Source organism: Neptunicella plasticusilytica (assembly GCF_047922965.1).
GTDB lineage: Bacteria > Pseudomonadota > Gammaproteobacteria > Enterobacterales > Alteromonadaceae > Neptunicella > Neptunicella plasticusilytica.
Genome location: NZ_CP150481.1, coordinates 510,677 through 525,853, shown reverse-complemented (window position 1 = coordinate 525,853; position 15,177 = coordinate 510,677). Strand labels below are relative to the sequence as shown.

14 protein-coding genes are annotated in these 15,177 nt (G+C 46.1%); 9 read left to right on the top strand and 5 right to left on the bottom strand.

The genetic code is table 11. The features are described from left to right. Position 1: 1 nt before the first annotated feature. Positions 2 to 1,141, bottom strand: coding sequence for an efflux RND transporter periplasmic adaptor subunit (locus tag V1467_RS02520; RefSeq protein ID WP_416307230.1), 1,140 nt, complete (start codon positions 1,139 to 1,141; stop codon positions 2 to 4). A 227-nt stretch (positions 1,142 to 1,368) separates the two neighbouring features. Here V1467_RS02520 and V1467_RS02515 point away from each other — a divergent pair, with 227 nt between their 5' ends. After that, positions 1,369 to 2,010 carry a TetR family transcriptional regulator gene (locus V1467_RS02515; RefSeq protein ID WP_416307229.1) on the top strand — a complete coding sequence of 214 codons (642 nt, stop codon included), beginning with the start codon at positions 1,369 to 1,371 and terminating at the stop codon, positions 2,008 to 2,010. On the opposite strand, the gene mutY is transcribed toward V1467_RS02515, so the two are convergent. Next, a complete protein-coding gene (gene mutY / locus V1467_RS02510; RefSeq protein ID WP_416307228.1) occupies positions 1,986 to 3,065 on the bottom strand; it encodes an A/G-specific adenine glycosylase in 1,080 nt (359 codons plus the stop codon). The two genes, V1467_RS02515 and mutY, sit on opposite strands and share 25 nt — an antisense overlap. A 75-nt stretch (positions 3,066 to 3,140) precedes the next feature. Between mutY and V1467_RS02505 the strand changes: the two genes are divergently transcribed. The 6 genes from V1467_RS02505 to arcA all read left to right on the top strand — a co-directional run bounded on the left by V1467_RS02505 (position 3,141) and on the right by arcA (position 8,921). Continuing rightward, positions 3,141 to 3,839: an alpha/beta fold hydrolase gene (locus tag V1467_RS02505; protein WP_416307227.1), complete on the top strand. Its 699-nt coding sequence runs from the start codon at positions 3,141 to 3,143 to the stop codon at positions 3,837 to 3,839. Positions 3,840 to 3,969: 130 nt separating this feature from the next. After that, positions 3,970 to 4,692: a tRNA (guanosine(46)-N7)-methyltransferase TrmB gene (gene trmB / locus V1467_RS02500; RefSeq protein ID WP_416307226.1), complete on the top strand. Its 723-nt coding sequence runs from the start codon at positions 3,970 to 3,972 to the stop codon at positions 4,690 to 4,692. 9 nt (positions 4,693 to 4,701) lie between these two features. Next, complete coding sequence (locus tag V1467_RS02495; protein ID WP_416307225.1) at positions 4,702 to 5,712, top strand: methyltransferase; 1,011 nt, start codon at positions 4,702 to 4,704, stop codon at positions 5,710 to 5,712. Positions 5,713 to 5,956: 244 nt separating this feature from the next. Further along, a complete protein-coding gene (locus tag V1467_RS02490; protein ID WP_416307224.1) occupies positions 5,957 to 7,546 on the top strand; it encodes an ATP-binding protein in 1,590 nt (529 codons plus the stop codon). After that, complete coding sequence (locus V1467_RS02485; RefSeq protein WP_416307223.1) at positions 7,543 to 8,073, top strand: YfiR family protein; 531 nt, start codon at positions 7,543 to 7,545, stop codon at positions 8,071 to 8,073. Before V1467_RS02490 ends, V1467_RS02485 begins: the two co-directional genes overlap by 4 nt. Before the next feature lie 140 nt (positions 8,074 to 8,213). After that, positions 8,214 to 8,921 carry a two-component system response regulator ArcA gene (gene arcA, locus V1467_RS02480; RefSeq protein ID WP_416307222.1) on the top strand — a complete coding sequence of 236 codons (708 nt, stop codon included), beginning with the start codon at positions 8,214 to 8,216 and terminating at the stop codon, positions 8,919 to 8,921. Positions 8,922 to 8,979: 58 nt separating this feature from the next. Here the strand turns inward: arcA and V1467_RS02475 are convergent, their stop codons facing one another. Next, complete coding sequence (locus V1467_RS02475) at positions 8,980 to 10,938, bottom strand: methyl-accepting chemotaxis protein (RefSeq protein WP_416307221.1); 1,959 nt, start codon at positions 10,936 to 10,938, stop codon at positions 8,980 to 8,982. Positions 10,939 to 11,113: 175 nt separating this feature from the next. After that, positions 11,114 to 12,445, bottom strand: coding sequence for a metalloprotease PmbA (gene pmbA, locus V1467_RS02470; protein WP_416307220.1), 1,332 nt, complete (start codon positions 12,443 to 12,445; stop codon positions 11,114 to 11,116). Between the two features lie 64 nt (positions 12,446 to 12,509). Here pmbA and V1467_RS02465 point away from each other — a divergent pair, with 64 nt between their 5' ends. Continuing rightward, positions 12,510 to 12,659: a DUF615 domain-containing protein gene (locus tag V1467_RS02465; protein WP_416307219.1), complete on the top strand. Its 150-nt coding sequence runs from the start codon at positions 12,510 to 12,512 to the stop codon at positions 12,657 to 12,659. Then, positions 12,646 to 13,029 (top strand): ribosome biogenesis factor YjgA, encoded by a 384-nt coding sequence (gene yjgA / locus V1467_RS02460; RefSeq protein WP_416307218.1) that lies wholly within the window; start codon positions 12,646 to 12,648, stop codon positions 13,027 to 13,029. The genes V1467_RS02465 and yjgA overlap by 14 nt, the downstream gene beginning before the upstream one ends. A gap of 50 nt (positions 13,030 to 13,079) precedes the next feature. Here yjgA and V1467_RS02455 read toward each other — a convergent pair whose 3' ends face one another. Next, positions 13,080 to 15,071 carry a TonB-dependent receptor plug domain-containing protein gene (locus tag V1467_RS02455; protein WP_416307217.1) on the bottom strand — a complete coding sequence of 664 codons (1,992 nt, stop codon included), beginning with the start codon at positions 15,069 to 15,071 and terminating at the stop codon, positions 13,080 to 13,082. Between the last annotated feature and the right edge of the window lie 106 nt (positions 15,072 to 15,177).

Sequence of the window (15,177 nt, the reverse complement as noted above, 5' to 3'; positions counted from 1 at the left end):
GTTAAGCCGCCTTATCGGACTGGGCAGGTTGGACTTTCATGCCCGGTGCAATTTTTTGCAATCCGGTCACAATTACCTGATCTCCCTCATCTAATCCGTCGGTTACCAGCCAGGATTTATCGAAGGCACGATCAATCTTGATGTTGCGTTGCTCGACTTTCTGTTCTGCTCCCAGCACAAAAACATAAGCGCTACCGCTATGGTCAAACTGCACGGCCTTCTGAGGTACCAAAATAGAGTCGGCCCGCTTGGCCTGATTCAATTTGACCTTGGCATACATGCCGGGAAGCAAGGCATATTCAGGATTGTTAAACTGAACCCGCAAGGCGACGGCATCGGTACTTGGATTGGTTTGCACTTCATTAAACTTCAGCTCACCTTTATGCGGATAAGTTTCACCATCGCTGAAAATCAGTTCAGCGGTTGCATCAATTCGGGTCAGTTCACCGTTGGCCAAACGTTGTTGCAGTTTGCGCAATTCCGAATGGGCCATTGGCAGATCAAAATAGATGGGGTCAAGTTGAATAATAGTGGCTAAAGCATTGGCTTGTTGGGCGGTGACCAACGCACCTTCAGTAACGTTTGATTTGCTGATACGACCGGATATGGGTGCCAATACTTTAGTGTACTGAATATCCACTTTGGCTTTATGCAGCTCGGCTTTGCGCATGCCTAGCTCCGCTTCGTAGGATTGGTAATCCGCTTCTGCCTGATCCAAGTCCTGCTGGCTGACGGCATTGCCTTTAATCAGGCTCTTATAACGCTTTAACTCGGCAGCTGCTTTTTTCAGATTACTCTCGGTTCGGCTCAATTCTGCTTGGGCCGAATGGTAATTGGCTTGATAGATAGCATCATCTATCTGGTACAGGGGCTGGCCTTCTTCGACTAGCGCACCTTCTTCAAAATGACGTTTAACAATAATACCGGAAACCTGCGGACGCACTTCAGCCTCACGGGATGCTACCGATCGAGCCGGTAACGTGCGTTTAAATATAACATCCTGCGTGGTCATTTTTACCACATCAACTTGTTGTGGCGGCTGTTGCTGTGGGCCTTCACTCTGCGCCGAGTCACAGCCGGTTAGACTCAATACTATTGCCGATGTCACGATAAGTATGCCGATCCGTCTATTCAATTTCATTGTGACCTCAAATACAAAATCTAATATTGTACCTACTGTAAGCATGTAGAGAGCCTATCTCAAGTGTGATAATGTTACAATTTGCTTACATACATACATGAATGTTTTGTATTTTAGAGTTTTATTGATTACCATTGCAACAGTTAATTGTTTTTCTACGTAATGTGCGGAACGGTCTTCACTCCAGATGCAGTGAAGGACAGGTTTTATACGTATTTGAGGTCTGTATGGTCAGAAAAACCAAAGAAGAAGCAGCAGCAACCCGTAACCTGTTGCTCGACTCTGCTGAAGAAGTATTCTTTGACAAAGGCTATTCCAATACCACGTTAATGGATGTGGCTAATCACGCCGGATTAACCCGTGGTGCTATTTATTGGCATTTCAAAAACAAGATTGATTTATTTGCGGCCATGGTCGAAAGAGTTCATTTACCGCTGGAATCATTGGCAGAAGCCTGTGCTGATGAAAATGAAACGGATCCTATCGGCAAGTTCAGGGAGTTCTCTGTCATTCTGCTCAAGCGGTTGGCGGAGGATCGACAAATGCAGCGGGTTTTTGGCATCATGTTGCATAAGTTTGAGTATAACGGCGAAGTAGAAGAGCTGGAGCTACGCCAGATCTGTGCTTTTACCGAATTCACCAACCGCATCGAGCGCACCTTCAGAAATGCGATTAAACGCGGCCAACTGAGTGAAGATTTAGACACCAAACAGGCTGCCCTGACTAAACATGCTTTTTTCTCGGGCATTTTAAATAACTGGCTGCTCTACCCGCAAAGCTTTGATTTGGCCGAAATGGCCGAATCACTGGTAGACAATTACTTTTTTATGCTGGTAAACAGCCCTCACTTGCGATTGACTAAAAACTGACATCCTGATTCGAAAGCCGTCAATAATTGCAAGGTGGGGGCGGCCAGTCCCAGTTTTTCCGGTTGGCTAACATCGAACCAACGTTGCTGGTCCTCTCTCACCATTGAAGCTGTAGGCGGCTGATTTAACTCCAATACAATGGGCTGTATATCCAGATGAAAATGGCTAAAGGTATGCCGAAAAGCCGCTAATTCTGTTACTGCATAATCGCCCAGTTGCAATCGTTCAACCATTTGATCTATCTGCGACATATCATCAAGCTGATGGAACCCCCATAATCCACCCCATATACCCGTCGGTGGGCGTTTATAAATCAGTATCTGATTCTGCCATTTGGGTATCAACATAATAGTAGAACGGACTGGAATGGCTTTTTTAGGCTTTTTGCCGGGAAATTCGGTCTGTCGATGCTGGATATTGGCCTGACATTGCTGACTAACCGGGCAAATATCACATTTGGGTGAGCTGCGCGTACATAGCGTAGCTCCCATATCCATCATGGCCTGATTATAATCTGCGGTCCGCCGTTCAGGCGTCAGTTCATCCGCCAATAACCATAAACGCTGTTCGACTGGCTTATTACCGGGCCAACCTTCAATTGTCGCATAACGCGCCAATACCCGCTTAACATTCCCGTCCAGAATACTGTGTGTCTGATCCGCAGACAGCGACAATATCGCCCCCGCTGTCGAGCGACCAATCCCGGGTAACGCCATAACCTCATCAATTTGTTGGGGAAACTGGCCATTATAATCTTGCACTATTATTTTGGCGGCTTTGTGCAGATTACGTGCCCGTGCGTAATAACCCAGCCCGGTCCAATGGTGCAAAACGTCATCTTGTGGGGCGCTTGCCAATGCCTGCACTGTCGCAAAGCGTTGCATAAATCGTTGATAGTAGGGAATAACCGTAGCAACCTGGGTCTGTTGCAGCATGATTTCCGAGATCCACACCGAATAAGCTGTTTTTTGCCGTTGCCAGGGTAAATCCTTGCGACCAAATTGATCAAACCAATGTAAAATCTGTTGTGAAAATAAGGGATTAGCTTGAGGCAAAAGAATAATTCCGGATCGCTACGATGATAAAAGAAGGCTATGATACCGGCTCCTGTTTAAAAAGTAATGGTCATCATGTCAACTCAACTTCCAGTGATTTTTCTGCCCGGCACCTTATGTGATGAACGTTTATGGATGCCGGTTTGGCAACATCTGGATATTGCCGATCGGCGTTATGTGCCGCTACAGTGGGCCGAAACACTGGAGCAAATGGCCGGACTCACTGAATACGCCGTCGCTGGTGACAAGGTACATCTTGTCGGCTTTTCCATGGGCGGTTTTCTGGCGTGTCAGTATGCCCTGGCGCAGCCCGAAAATATCGCCTCACTCACCCTGATTGGTTATAGCAGTTTTGGGCTGACGCCAGAGGAAATACAACAACGGGAAATTATTATCCGGGCGCTGGAAAAAGGTCAATTCAAGCCAATGAATAAACAGCGCTTGGCATTGTTCGTCCAAGCCGAGGGGCCAAATGGCGACAATGCCTGTCAAACCGTACGAGAGATGGAACAGGATTTGGGTGGTCCGGTACTCAAATATCAACTGAAAGCGACATCAAATCGTCCCGATTTAACTGCCAAACTGGCCGTTGCCGGTTTTGATATTAATCTGATTGCGGCGCAACAAGATCGCATCGCGCCATTAGGACAGTTAACCCGTATGCACAAGCAAATAAAAAACAGCACACTACAGATTATCGACAATAGCGGGCATATGTTGCCATTAGAAGCGCCAGAGCAGTTAGCCACACAGCTTAGCCAGATTATTTCTTGAAATTGACCAATAAAGTGGCGGTTATCTCCTCGACTTCAAAATACTCGCCACAGGGTGCCCGAACTACTGCATTTTAAGGTGGTTTGGGTTTATAATCGCGGCTTTTATCACTCCAGAACTCAGTGAACACATGACTGACCCGACTTCAGACAATCAAGATACAACCCAAGACTCTCCCTATTTACGCAAAATCCGCAGTTTTGTTAAACGCGAAGGTCGATTAACCAAAGGTCAGGCCAAGGCCATCGAGGAATGTTGGCCCGAAATGGGGCTAGAACATCAAAATGGTTTATTGGATTTTACCCAACTGTTTGGTCGCCAGGCTCCAGTAGTACTGGAAATAGGCTTTGGTATGGGCAAGTCTTTGGTGGCGATGGCCGCTGCAGAGCCTGATAAGGACTTTATCGGCATTGAAGTCCATCGTCCGGGTGTGGGGGCCTGTTTGGCTGAAGCTCAGGCTGCCAATATCAGCAATTTACGCCTGTATGAGCATGATGCAGTGGAAGTATTGGCCGATTGTATAGCAGATGCCAGTTTGGCCCGGGTGCAACTGTTTTTCCCCGATCCCTGGCATAAAAAACGCCATCATAAACGTCGTATTGTGAATCCGGAATTTGTTCAGGCACTCAGACACAAATTGGCTGAAGGCGGTATCTTTCATATGGCCACTGACTGGCAGAATTATGCCGAACATATGCTGGAAGTGATGTCGCAGGCACCAGGTTACCGCAATCAGTCAGACAATAACGACTATGTCCCCAGACCGGAACATCGCCCGCTAACCAAATTTGAGCAACGTGGTCAAAGATTAGGTCATGGCGTGTGGGATCTAATCTTTGAACGAATCAATTAGGCCATTTTGATGCTTAGCGCTCCCAGTCAATTACTGATAAAAAACCAGACACTGTTTACCCAGGGTAAATGGCTACTGGTCAATCCTGAAGACACCGATATTTTTACCCAACTGGATGCCAATCTTGACGGGTTTTACCAGTATTTCGATATTTATCAGCAAGCTGAGCACTTACCCGGGCAGCACAGCTTTGCTGCCAGCCTTGAGTCAAACCAGCAATATGATGGTGTCATTGTGTATATGCCCAAAGCTAAAGCACAGGCACAAATGCTGTTGGCCAACATGGCCAATATGCTCAAGACTGGCGGTAGTCTATGGTTAGTGGGAGAGAACAAAGGCGGGATAAAGGCCGCGCCCAAACTGTTAGCTCCTTTTTCTGACCAGATTGTCAAGCAGGACGCAGCTCGTCATTGCAGCTTATTTCGTTGCACAATCAACAAACCGGTTAAACCTTTTAATCTAAAGCAGTGGCAAACCGAATTTGAAATTAATATCAATGACTGCCAACTAAAAATTTGTTCACTTCCCGGTGTGTTTAATCACGGCGCGTTAGATACCGGCAGCCGTTTATTGCTTGAATCTATCCATACTCTTCCCAATGGCAAGTTACTCGATTTTGCCTGTGGTGCAGGGATTGTAGGCTGTTATCTGGCCAGCAAAAATCCTGCGGCGCAAATTCTGATGAGTGACATTAATGCACTGGCGCTGCACTGTGCCAGACAAACTGCTGAATTAAACAATATCGACGCCAGCATAATTGCCTCAAACGGGCTGAATGCCATTTCTGACAAGTTTTCTGCGATTTACACCAATCCCCCCTTCCATACTGGTACAAAAACCGACTATCAGGTTAGCGAGCAATTTATTGCTAACGCTAAAAAAGCGTTAACTGCAAAGGGCAGCCTGACGTTAGTGGCAAATGCCTTTCTAAAATATCCGGAGTTGTTACAAACCCATTTGAGCACTGTCAAAGTATTGGCCGAAACCAGCAAATTTAAGGTTTATCATTGCCAACTATAAAATAACAGGCTTGTTTTGATCGGCCATCCGCGTTTATATTTTTCACACGTTTCCAATAAATCCGATATATAGTTGGGTTTTATCACTCTAATTTGCTACAAATTAGAGTGATAAATGTTCCATTTTTAAGCTGGTTATACCAATATGGGGACTAATTCAGCGTTATACTCGTGAGTCAAATAATAATAATATGTCAGATCGCAATAGAATTTTGTCCATAAAAAGCTTAATGCTGTATGTTGCGATGGCTACTTCCACGATTTCGCTTGTTGTCACCGCCGTCATTTTTGAGTACCGCCTGGAACAATCCTACAAAGACGAAATGGTCGACGATAGCAATATGTTTGCCGAGTTTGTGGTTAAGAACTCGGTGGTCAGCGTATTGTTTGATGATGCCAATGCGGCAGAAAGTAATCTTGCTCACCTTAACGGCATCCCCTTTATCGATCATGCCCACATTTATTCCTTCGATAATGACAACGAGCTGTACCTTTTCGCCACTTACAATCGTCAGGGCACCAGTCATGTGCAAACCGTGCTGGATCGTATAGATGAATTATCTGTTCCCACCCTGTCATCGAACGCGATGGAACTGGTTAAACCGATAGAACATTCAGGTGAAACTATTGGTTATCTTTATTTAAATATTTCAACCGCAGAACTCGACGCCCTGACGCTCAAGGCGATAATGCTGACAGTATCGATACTGTTTATCGTGATTGTGATGTCGTTGCTACTGACATTGATGTTGCAGAAAAAAATCACCCAACCTGTCGGTGAACTGGTTGATCTGGTTCAAGCCATTTCTCGCGACAAGGACTATTCAAGTCGCGCCAAGATTAGCAATATTAATGAGCTGGCGATCCTGGCCAACGCCTTTAACCGTCTGCTTGCCCGTATCCAGCAACATATCCAGAGCCAACAGGAAGCAGAAAAAGAATACCGTAGTCTCACAGCTAGTCTGGAAGAAAAAGTCAATCAACGTACAGTGGCATTGAAAGAAGCCAATCAGGAGCTGATCCAAACCCTGGAAAAGCTGCATGAGTTTCAGCGGCAACTGGTTCAAAACGAAAAAATGGCTTCGCTGGGTGACATGGTTGCCGGCATCGCCCATGAAGTTAACACCCCCATCGGGCTGGGGGTGACCGCCTCAACCATGATGATCGACCGGATAGACCAGATCCAGAAGGATTTTGACAACAAAACCCTAAAGGCCAGCGCTTTAGGCAAGTTTCTTAGCGAGAGCAAAGAAAATCTCAATATTGTCTATCGTAACCTAAACCGTTCTGCCGATCTGATTTCCAGCTTTAAACAGGTCGCCGTCGATCAAACACACGAATTAAACCGCACATTTTCGGTTCAACAGCTTATTGATGAAATTTTGCTGTCTCTGAGACCACGATTGAAACAAACTCGACACGAAATCAAAATTGACTGTGATCCGTCGCTGACGATTGAATGTAAGGCAGGGCCCATTCATCAGGTACTGATCAACCTGATTATGAATTCGCTTATCCACGGCTTCGAATTTATCGAAGTTGGCACGATTGGAATCGATATTACACTGTCAGATGACGACAAGCTGTGTATCACTTATACCGACGATGGTAAGGGCTTGTCTGATACGCTGAAAAAACGCATTTTTGATCCCTTTGTAACCACCAAACGGGGTAAAGGGGGTAGCGGTTTAGGCATGCATCTGGTGTTCAATCTCGTTACCCAGGGGCTAGGCGGCACAATCAAGGTAGAAAGCGAGGAAGATCAGGGCGTCAAGTTTGTTATAGTGTTTCCGGTTAAACGAGCCAGCGTATCCGCTCAGGATCTTGACTCATGAGAGTGTTTGTTAAGGCCACCCTGCTGCCTCTGTGCCTCGTTCCTTCGTTTGAGTTATTGGCGGTCAATGCGCAACCGGCCCAGGTCAGGGCACCACTTTTATACCATATGGTGGAATTTACCCAATACCCCTCTGATCGGTTACAAAACAACAGTATTAATATGTGCTTTCTGGAATCACCCAAGTTTGAGCATGCTAACAAGCTGATGCAATCTAATAAGAAAAGGGTAAAAGAGCTGTCGCTAGCCATTATCAAGCTGCAAAATATTGAAGAGTTACAGCAAACCGATTGCCATTTGTTATTTGTGTCCAAACAACATGAGTCAAAAGAGCTGACTCAAATTCTGGATGAATTGAATCAAGATACCTTGACGGCCGGAGAAACGGCTGAATTTGTAGAAGACGGCGGACTATTGTCCATAGTGCCGGGAAAAAGCAATATGGATATATTAGTTAATATGCAGCAACTGAAGAAATCACCACTGAAAATCAGTTCGGCGGTGTTAAAACTGGCGAAACTTTATTAGATTGTGGTTAGGGATTCTTCATTTTTGGATAAATAATCAATATTTTTTAGCTAAAAATATGAAAAATAACTCCAAAGATGAATTGTTATGCCATTATCTGATAAACTCTTTACAGATCATATATTAAGGCTGGAAACAAGATGCAAACTCCAATCATACTCATTGTAGAAGATGAAATTGTTACCCGAACCACTCTGAAAAGCCTGTTTGAAGCAGAAGGTTATCAGGTACTGGAAGCTGAAGACGGTGAACAGATGCATGATTTGTTTGCTAATAACAATATCAATCTGGTTATCATGGATATTAACTTGCCGGGCAAAAATGGTTTGCTGTTGGCACGCGAAGTACGGGATCGCAAGAATATCGGTTTGATATTCCTGACCGGCAGAGATAACGAAGTAGATCGTATTCTCGGTCTGGAAATCGGTGCAGATGATTATTTGACCAAACCTTTCAATCCTCGTGAGCTGACAATTCGCGCGCGCAATCTGTTGTCGCGTACATTAAACAATAATGAAGACGCCGATTTGCCAAGCCGGGTTAACTTTAATGGCTGGAGTCTGGACGGTGATAGCCGTAGCCTGATTTCACCGGACAAGACTGAATTCCGCTTGCCACGCAGTGAATTTCGGGCCATGCATTTATTTTTGCGCCATCCCGGTAAAATCCTGACTCGTGAGCAGCTCATTATGGAAATGACCGGACGTGAGTTGCGTCCCAATGACCGTACAGTGGATGTGACTATTCGCCGAATTAGAAAACATTTTGAGTCGGTACCCGGCGCAGAAGAGCTGATTGACACTATTCATGGTGAAGGTTACCGCTTTTGTGGTTCAGTAGACAATTAAGCTGAACGCTGAATACGTTGCGTTTATAAGTAACGCGATAAGTTTCAACAAGCCGCCATCAGGCGGCTTTTTTATCGGATTTGATATTTAATGAATGATTGATGGCGGCAATTTGTTGTTTAACGTCGGTAACAATCTGTTCGGCCAACTGCCCTTCATTGGCAACCTGTTGCTGTACACCATCCATTTGCTGTTCAAATTCCTGACAACAAACCGCTTGCTGGTCAGCCTGCTCCTTGACACTAACCGACAGCGCCGATACTACCTCGGCTTGTGATTGCACTTCATCGGCGGTACTCATCAATTGTGTCGCAGCCTCATGCTGTTGATTTGTAGCACCCTGAATACCTGACACATGCGACTCCAGTTCCTGATTGGAGTTGATTAATTCGTTAAGTATATCTGTTACATCCCGTACCGATTCCTGCGTACGCTTGGATAACGCCCTGACTTCATCAGCCACCACCGCAAACCCTCGTCCATGCACTCCCGCCCGGGCTGACTCGATGGCAGCATTCAGGGCGAGTAAATTAGTTTGCTCGGCGATATTGCGGATTACGCTCAAAATACTGTCTACCTGCGATACGGATTGCCCCAGTTGGGTCAAGGAGCGAATGCTCAGCCCCACTCTCTCTGCGGTTTTCTGGTTGGCCTCAATGACTTTAGCCACATTATGTTTACTGCTGATCATGGCTTGTTCAGTTTGTTGTGCATTGTGCTGAACATCTGTAGACAATGCGTTCAGTTGTTCAACCAGGCCAGACAATTGGTGCAGACGTTCTTTGGCCTGCACTACGTCTGACTGGGTAACATGCACGCTCTCACTAATCCCCAGTACCTGCTGTTCCATTAGGTTCAACGCTGACGACACAACATGTAACTGTTTTTCCCGTTCCTGATTTTGTTGGGCCAAGGTGTCTAACAGGCGATTAAAATAAATAGCGATGCTGGCCATTTCGTTTTTTCTGCCGGTATTGTCAAGTGGTTTGAATTCGCCTGATTCAACCAGATTTTTAAAACTGCTGGCCAGTTGATTGACCGGTTTTAATATTTGTAGGCGTTGGCCAATATAAATCGCGATAGCGATACAAAGCAGGAATAATATCAACACCATCATAACCGTACTGACATACTGGTTATTGTCTTGCTGCAATTCCTTGATATGTGTTTCGGCTTCTTCCAGTTTGGCTGCAAGGTTCTGGATATCCCCACGGAGTTCGCTGACAATAGCATTGCGTTCAGTGATAAGTGTGACGGTATTTTCCAGCTCTTTGGGGTAGCGCCGGATCAGGCTGGCTAATTCGGCAATGATTTCTTCACCCAAATCTTCATTCTCGACTTCTCCCAGGGTGAATTCATCCGGCGAAGATGTAGATTGAGCAAAGATATCCAGTAATCGGCGCTGTTCGACTTGTTGCACTTCCTGCTGCATTTGCTCGTTCAGTTGCAACAGGTTGTCTAGCTGATGAGGTTCACCCGTTAAAATATAATCTTCTCGCAGATGAGCCAATTGCAAAATATTGGTGGAGAGGCCTGTGGCGCTGTTAATTTGCTGGATAGCCACATCAGGGTAGTTTGCGATACCCTGAACACCATACTCAATCAGGCTCTCGGCATAGCTGACCATTTCATTTTCGGCATTCAGCAATAACATCTGCTGGTTACCGCTCATTTTACCCAAGGCCCGATAACGGGTCTGCATGTTTTCTCTTAGTTGTGCCACTTGCTGGCTGATATCGCCGGCGATGTCCTGATTAAATTGCCCCAGCAGCGGTTCCACCTGTTCCACCAGAAGTTGCTCAGCCTCAGTTAATGTCACCACATCGCCATTACCCAGATAGACTTCGAGTAAGCGCGGAAAAGACAGCGTCAGCAAATAACGCAACTGTTGATACTGTTCCATTTTGTGTTGTGTAGCAGTGACCGAACTGGCGGCCCAGTACATTACCGAGGCGAGAATAACAGTGGTGCTGAGCAGGGTTATCAGCGTCCCGCGCGCAAAAGTGGATATTTTCATGGCAACCTATACAACTGGCTAATCACCTTTTAACAGGCTTTAAGGGTGGTTCAGCGAGGCCATGGAGTTTATGTTATTTGCATGACGAAAATGTGACAGGTAATTCTTGGGTACCCAGAATAGCATCAATGACCAGCGCAATAGAGTCTGGCCATTGATACATTATTTACCCGTGTCAGGCGCCGGCGATCTGCATTTGTTCAATCAATACCGAACCACACTGTATACTGCCGCGCAAATCGGTATCACTGCCGATGGCGACGATATTCGCCAGCATATCTTTCAAGTTTGCTGCGATGGTGATTTCCGATACCGGGAACTGGATCTTGCCGTTTTCCACCCAAAAACCGGCCGCACCGCGCGAGTAGTCACCGGTCACTATATTCACGCCCTGGCCCATCAGCTCGGTGACTAACAGACCCGTTCCCATCGTTGCCAGCATTTGTTCAAAATCTTTGCCGCTATGGCTAACCAGCCAGTTATGAATACCGCCGGCATGACCATTAGTGGTCATACCCAATTTGCGGGCCGAATAGCTGGTCAGCAAATAATGCTGTAATACGCCTTTATCGATAATATCCATATCAGTCGTTTTGACCCCTTCACTATCAAAAGGCGAACTGGCCAATCCGCCCAGCAAATGCGGACGTTCGGCAATATCACACCAGACGGGCAACACTTGCTTGCCAAGATGATCGAGCAAGAAGCTGGATTGTCGATACAAACTACCGCCACTTATGGCGCTGACCAAATGACCGAATATGCCACTGGCAACATCACGATGGAACAGCACCGGGCTTTTTCGGGTTGCCAGTTTCTGCGCTCCCAATCGGGACAGGGTATATTCAGCCGCTTCTTTACCTACCTGCTCTGCACTAGCCAATAAACTAGCCTGTCGCGCCACTGTGTAGCTGTAATCGCGTTGCATATCATCACCATCCTGACCGATAACAACACAACTCAAGCTATATCGGCTACTGGGATAACCGACATTGACGCCATGGCTGTTGCCATAAACTTTTACGCCCAGATTGGCGTTATAGGAGGCGCCATCGGAATTGACAATACGATCATCGGCATCCAGCGCCGCAGTTTCAGCCTCGATTGCCAGCTTCATTGCCAGTTCCGGATCAAGCTCGGTTGGATAATACAACTGTAGATCCGGAGGATTAAATTCCATTAACTCCCGTTGGGCCAAACCGGAACAGGGATCTTCTCCGGTGAAGCGGGCAATTTCCACCGCTTTGGTCACAGTGCTTTTTAGCGCTTCAGGACTTAAATCTGCTGTAGAGGCGCTGCCCTTGCGCTGACCGTTATACACAGTAATGCCAAGTGCACCGTCGTTGGTGTATTCCAGCGTCTCTACCTCTTTCAAACGGGTTGACACTGCAATACCTTGTATATTGGTCATACTGGCTTCAGCCTGGCTGGCTCCAAGCTGTTTTGCCAAGCTTAATGCATCATCAATAATACTTTGAATTTCAGTTAATTTTTGTTGGGCATTCATGAATTCGCCAAGGATAGTAAATAAGAGTTACAATTGCCCCCAGTGTACCACTAATAAAAGCTCGATGATGGACAACAATTTTGAAGATATTGACTCGCAAGACGAGTTTAAAAGTAAAACCCAACTTAAAGCCGAGATGGCTGAATTGCAGAAGATCGGAGAAAAACTGGTCAGCCTGACTCCGGGCGTATTAAAAACAAATGGAGCTGGATAACGAGCTGCTGGACGCCATTATGCTGGCTAAGCGCATCAGCGGCACCAAGGAAGGATGGCGACGCCAACTACAATTTATCGGTAAACTGATGCGTAGCCGGGATGTGGAACCCATTCAACTGGCTCTGGCTAAAATTGAAAACCATCATCATGAAAGCAATAAAAAGTTCCATCAACTGGAAATCTGGCGGGATAAGTTGCTGCATAAAGGCGATAATGCCGTTAACGATTTGCTAGTCGAGCAACCGCATCTGGATCGGCAGAAACTGCGTACAATGATCCGTCAGGCAGCCAAGCAACAAAAAGAAAATAAACCACCCAAGTCGGCGCGAGAAATTTTCCAGTATTTAAAGGAAAATATGAAACAATAGCCGTCAAGTAGTGCGATATGGATAGGTTGTACAGACCAAGCGAACTGCACCTAAAAACGATAACTATAGCGCACCGATGCCAGACGGCTACCGTCCCCTCCCGGGATCTGACGTGATAAAACAAAATCCTGGATATCTGCGTAGCGGATGGTTTCGCCAAGCAAATTTTCGGCACTCAACTGGATTTTATGGGGACCACTTTCAAACTGATAGGTCGCATTTAACAACAGTAAACTGTCTACTTCCGCGCGCGATCCTATATAGCGCAATGAAGTCCCTATCTTTTGCTGGCCATCAATTCGGTAATCAAGCCCGGCCGACATTGTTAAGCTGGCCATAAAGGCAGCGCTAATATCACCGGCATTAACCTTGCCCGTATCAGGCGAGTAGCTACCGGTCAGCATCCAGTGCCAGTCGTCTGACTGGCGTTGCCAGTCTATCTCGACACCCCGGCGTTCAAAATTTTCGCTATTCTGGTAACTGACTCCCCCTGCGGGAAGCACACCTCGCTGAATAAAGTCTTTCGCCTTGAGATAGAAAAGGTTGAGCACCAATAACTGATCATTTTTTTGGTAGGTATAGGCCAGTTCGTAGGAAGTGACAGTTTCCGCTTTAAGATCCGGATCTCCCGCTACCACATCAGGTGGAATATCGACGTACAACTGCACCATGTTAGGTGAATTAAATCCGCTTGAGACTAGCGCCTTCAAAGACTGATGTTCGGATAGCGTTTTGACCAGCGATAAGCGAGGTAATGCTTTATGGCCGTAGCCCTGGTTATCCACCAAGCGCAATCCAGCTACCCAACGCCATTTGTCGAGATTGTAATCCAGTTGCATAAACAACGATGACTCACTGATACTCTGTTCTGGCATCGCCAGCACGACAACTTCGCCCTGTACATTGGTCTGTAGATAATCTGCGGTATGGCGTTTTTCTGTTTCCAACCCAACATCGAACTTAAGCTTGTCTGTCAGTTTATAATCCCAGTTTATTCCGCTGCGTAAGCGATAGTTATTATCACCATTATCGTCAAATAGTTGCGTACCAAATTGTTCGCCGCCAAATAGCGCGTTAGTGGGAATATCCAGATAGAAATTGTTGTAGTCGGCGTACAACTCGAAATGTCCGACATTGGTCTCAAATGTGTAATTGGCCGCCAGCATCTGTCCAGTGTAATTTAACTGGGCATAATTAATACTGCTGGCAGGTCCGGCTAAACCAATCGCGCGACTTTCAAATTGGTGAAAGGATATATTAAGGGCCTGCCATTCGAGTTGGGCTAACAGGGTTTTCTTTTGCTGATATTTCTGTACATAAGCATTGGCGGGCGGAACTTGCGGAAAAAAAGCAGGCTGCGGCCGGTTAACAAAATAGCCGGAGTAACCGTCTTCGTCTTGCCACTGAGCTGATAGCCTGAAGGTTAATTGGTTATTCACGGCCACTTGACCATAGGCATTAAACTCTTTCCAGCCTTGTGTTCCGATACCCAGTTGAACTTCATTGATATCATCTTTGCGGGTAATAATATTGATCACCCCGGCGGATGCATTGGTACCATAAATAACAGCGCCTGGACCGCGTATAACCTCTATACGGTCAATTGACCTGACAGGAATACCGGATAGACCATTATCTCCGTGCGACGGCATCCAGTAAGGTACTCCGTCGAGCAGAATCAGGGTTTTCTGGCTAAAGGGTTCAACCAGGCCGCGGATACCGATGGCATGAGTACCAATGGCCGATTCCTGGATCTGGATGCCGGGCAAAAAAGACAAGGCATCATAAACACTGTGCAACCCCCAGTTGTCCATTTGTTGTCTGGTGATAATGGATACCACCGCTGGTGCATTGGAGATTTGCTCCTGTTGACCGCTGGCAACCGAGATTTGCAGATTGATCAATTCATCCATAGACAAATCGAATAACTGTTGCTCGGTGAGTTCAGGATCGGCGCTTACACTAAGGCTAAACAGGCAAAATCCGAGCAAAATGATGATTGGCTTTATCTGCCTAAACTGACAAGAACTGGTTGATTGCATTAGTATTTTTTGACATCACCCAACAGCAGGTAGTGACAGTCTAGTACATAATTATCACTTATAACACTTTCTTATTTATACCTAATGAGCAATTTAAAACTGGCTA

Excerpts from the sequence above, each read along its gene's own strand:
- V1467_RS02490 (WP_416307224.1), top strand. The coding sequence starts at position 5,957 with ATGGCTACTTCCACGATTTCGCTTGTTGTCACCGCCGTCATTTTTGAG.
- V1467_RS02515 (WP_416307229.1), top strand. The coding sequence starts at position 1,369 with ATGGTCAGAAAAACCAAAGAAGAAGCAGCAGCAACCCGTAACCTGTTG.
- V1467_RS02475 (WP_416307221.1), bottom strand. The coding sequence starts at position 10,938 with ATGAAAATATCCACTTTTGCGCGCGGGACGCTGATAACCCTGCTCAGC.
- trmB (WP_416307226.1), top strand. The coding sequence starts at position 3,970 with ATGACTGACCCGACTTCAGACAATCAAGATACAACCCAAGACTCTCCC.
- yjgA (WP_416307218.1), top strand. The coding sequence starts at position 12,646 with ATGGAGCTGGATAACGAGCTGCTGGACGCCATTATGCTGGCTAAGCGC.
- arcA (WP_416307222.1), top strand. The coding sequence starts at position 8,214 with ATGCAAACTCCAATCATACTCATTGTAGAAGATGAAATTGTTACCCGA.
- V1467_RS02505 (WP_416307227.1), top strand. The coding sequence starts at position 3,141 with ATGTCAACTCAACTTCCAGTGATTTTTCTGCCCGGCACCTTATGTGAT.
- V1467_RS02495 (WP_416307225.1), top strand. The coding sequence starts at position 4,702 with ATGCTTAGCGCTCCCAGTCAATTACTGATAAAAAACCAGACACTGTTT.
- pmbA (WP_416307220.1), bottom strand. The coding sequence starts at position 12,445 with ATGAATGCCCAACAAAAATTAACTGAAATTCAAAGTATTATTGATGAT.
- V1467_RS02465 (WP_416307219.1), top strand. The coding sequence starts at position 12,510 with ATGATGGACAACAATTTTGAAGATATTGACTCGCAAGACGAGTTTAAA.
- V1467_RS02455 (WP_416307217.1), bottom strand. The coding sequence starts at position 15,071 with ATGCAATCAACCAGTTCTTGTCAGTTTAGGCAGATAAAGCCAATCATC.
- V1467_RS02520 (WP_416307230.1), bottom strand. The coding sequence starts at position 1,141 with ATGAAATTGAATAGACGGATCGGCATACTTATCGTGACATCGGCAATA.
- V1467_RS02485 (WP_416307223.1), top strand. The coding sequence starts at position 7,543 with ATGAGAGTGTTTGTTAAGGCCACCCTGCTGCCTCTGTGCCTCGTTCCT.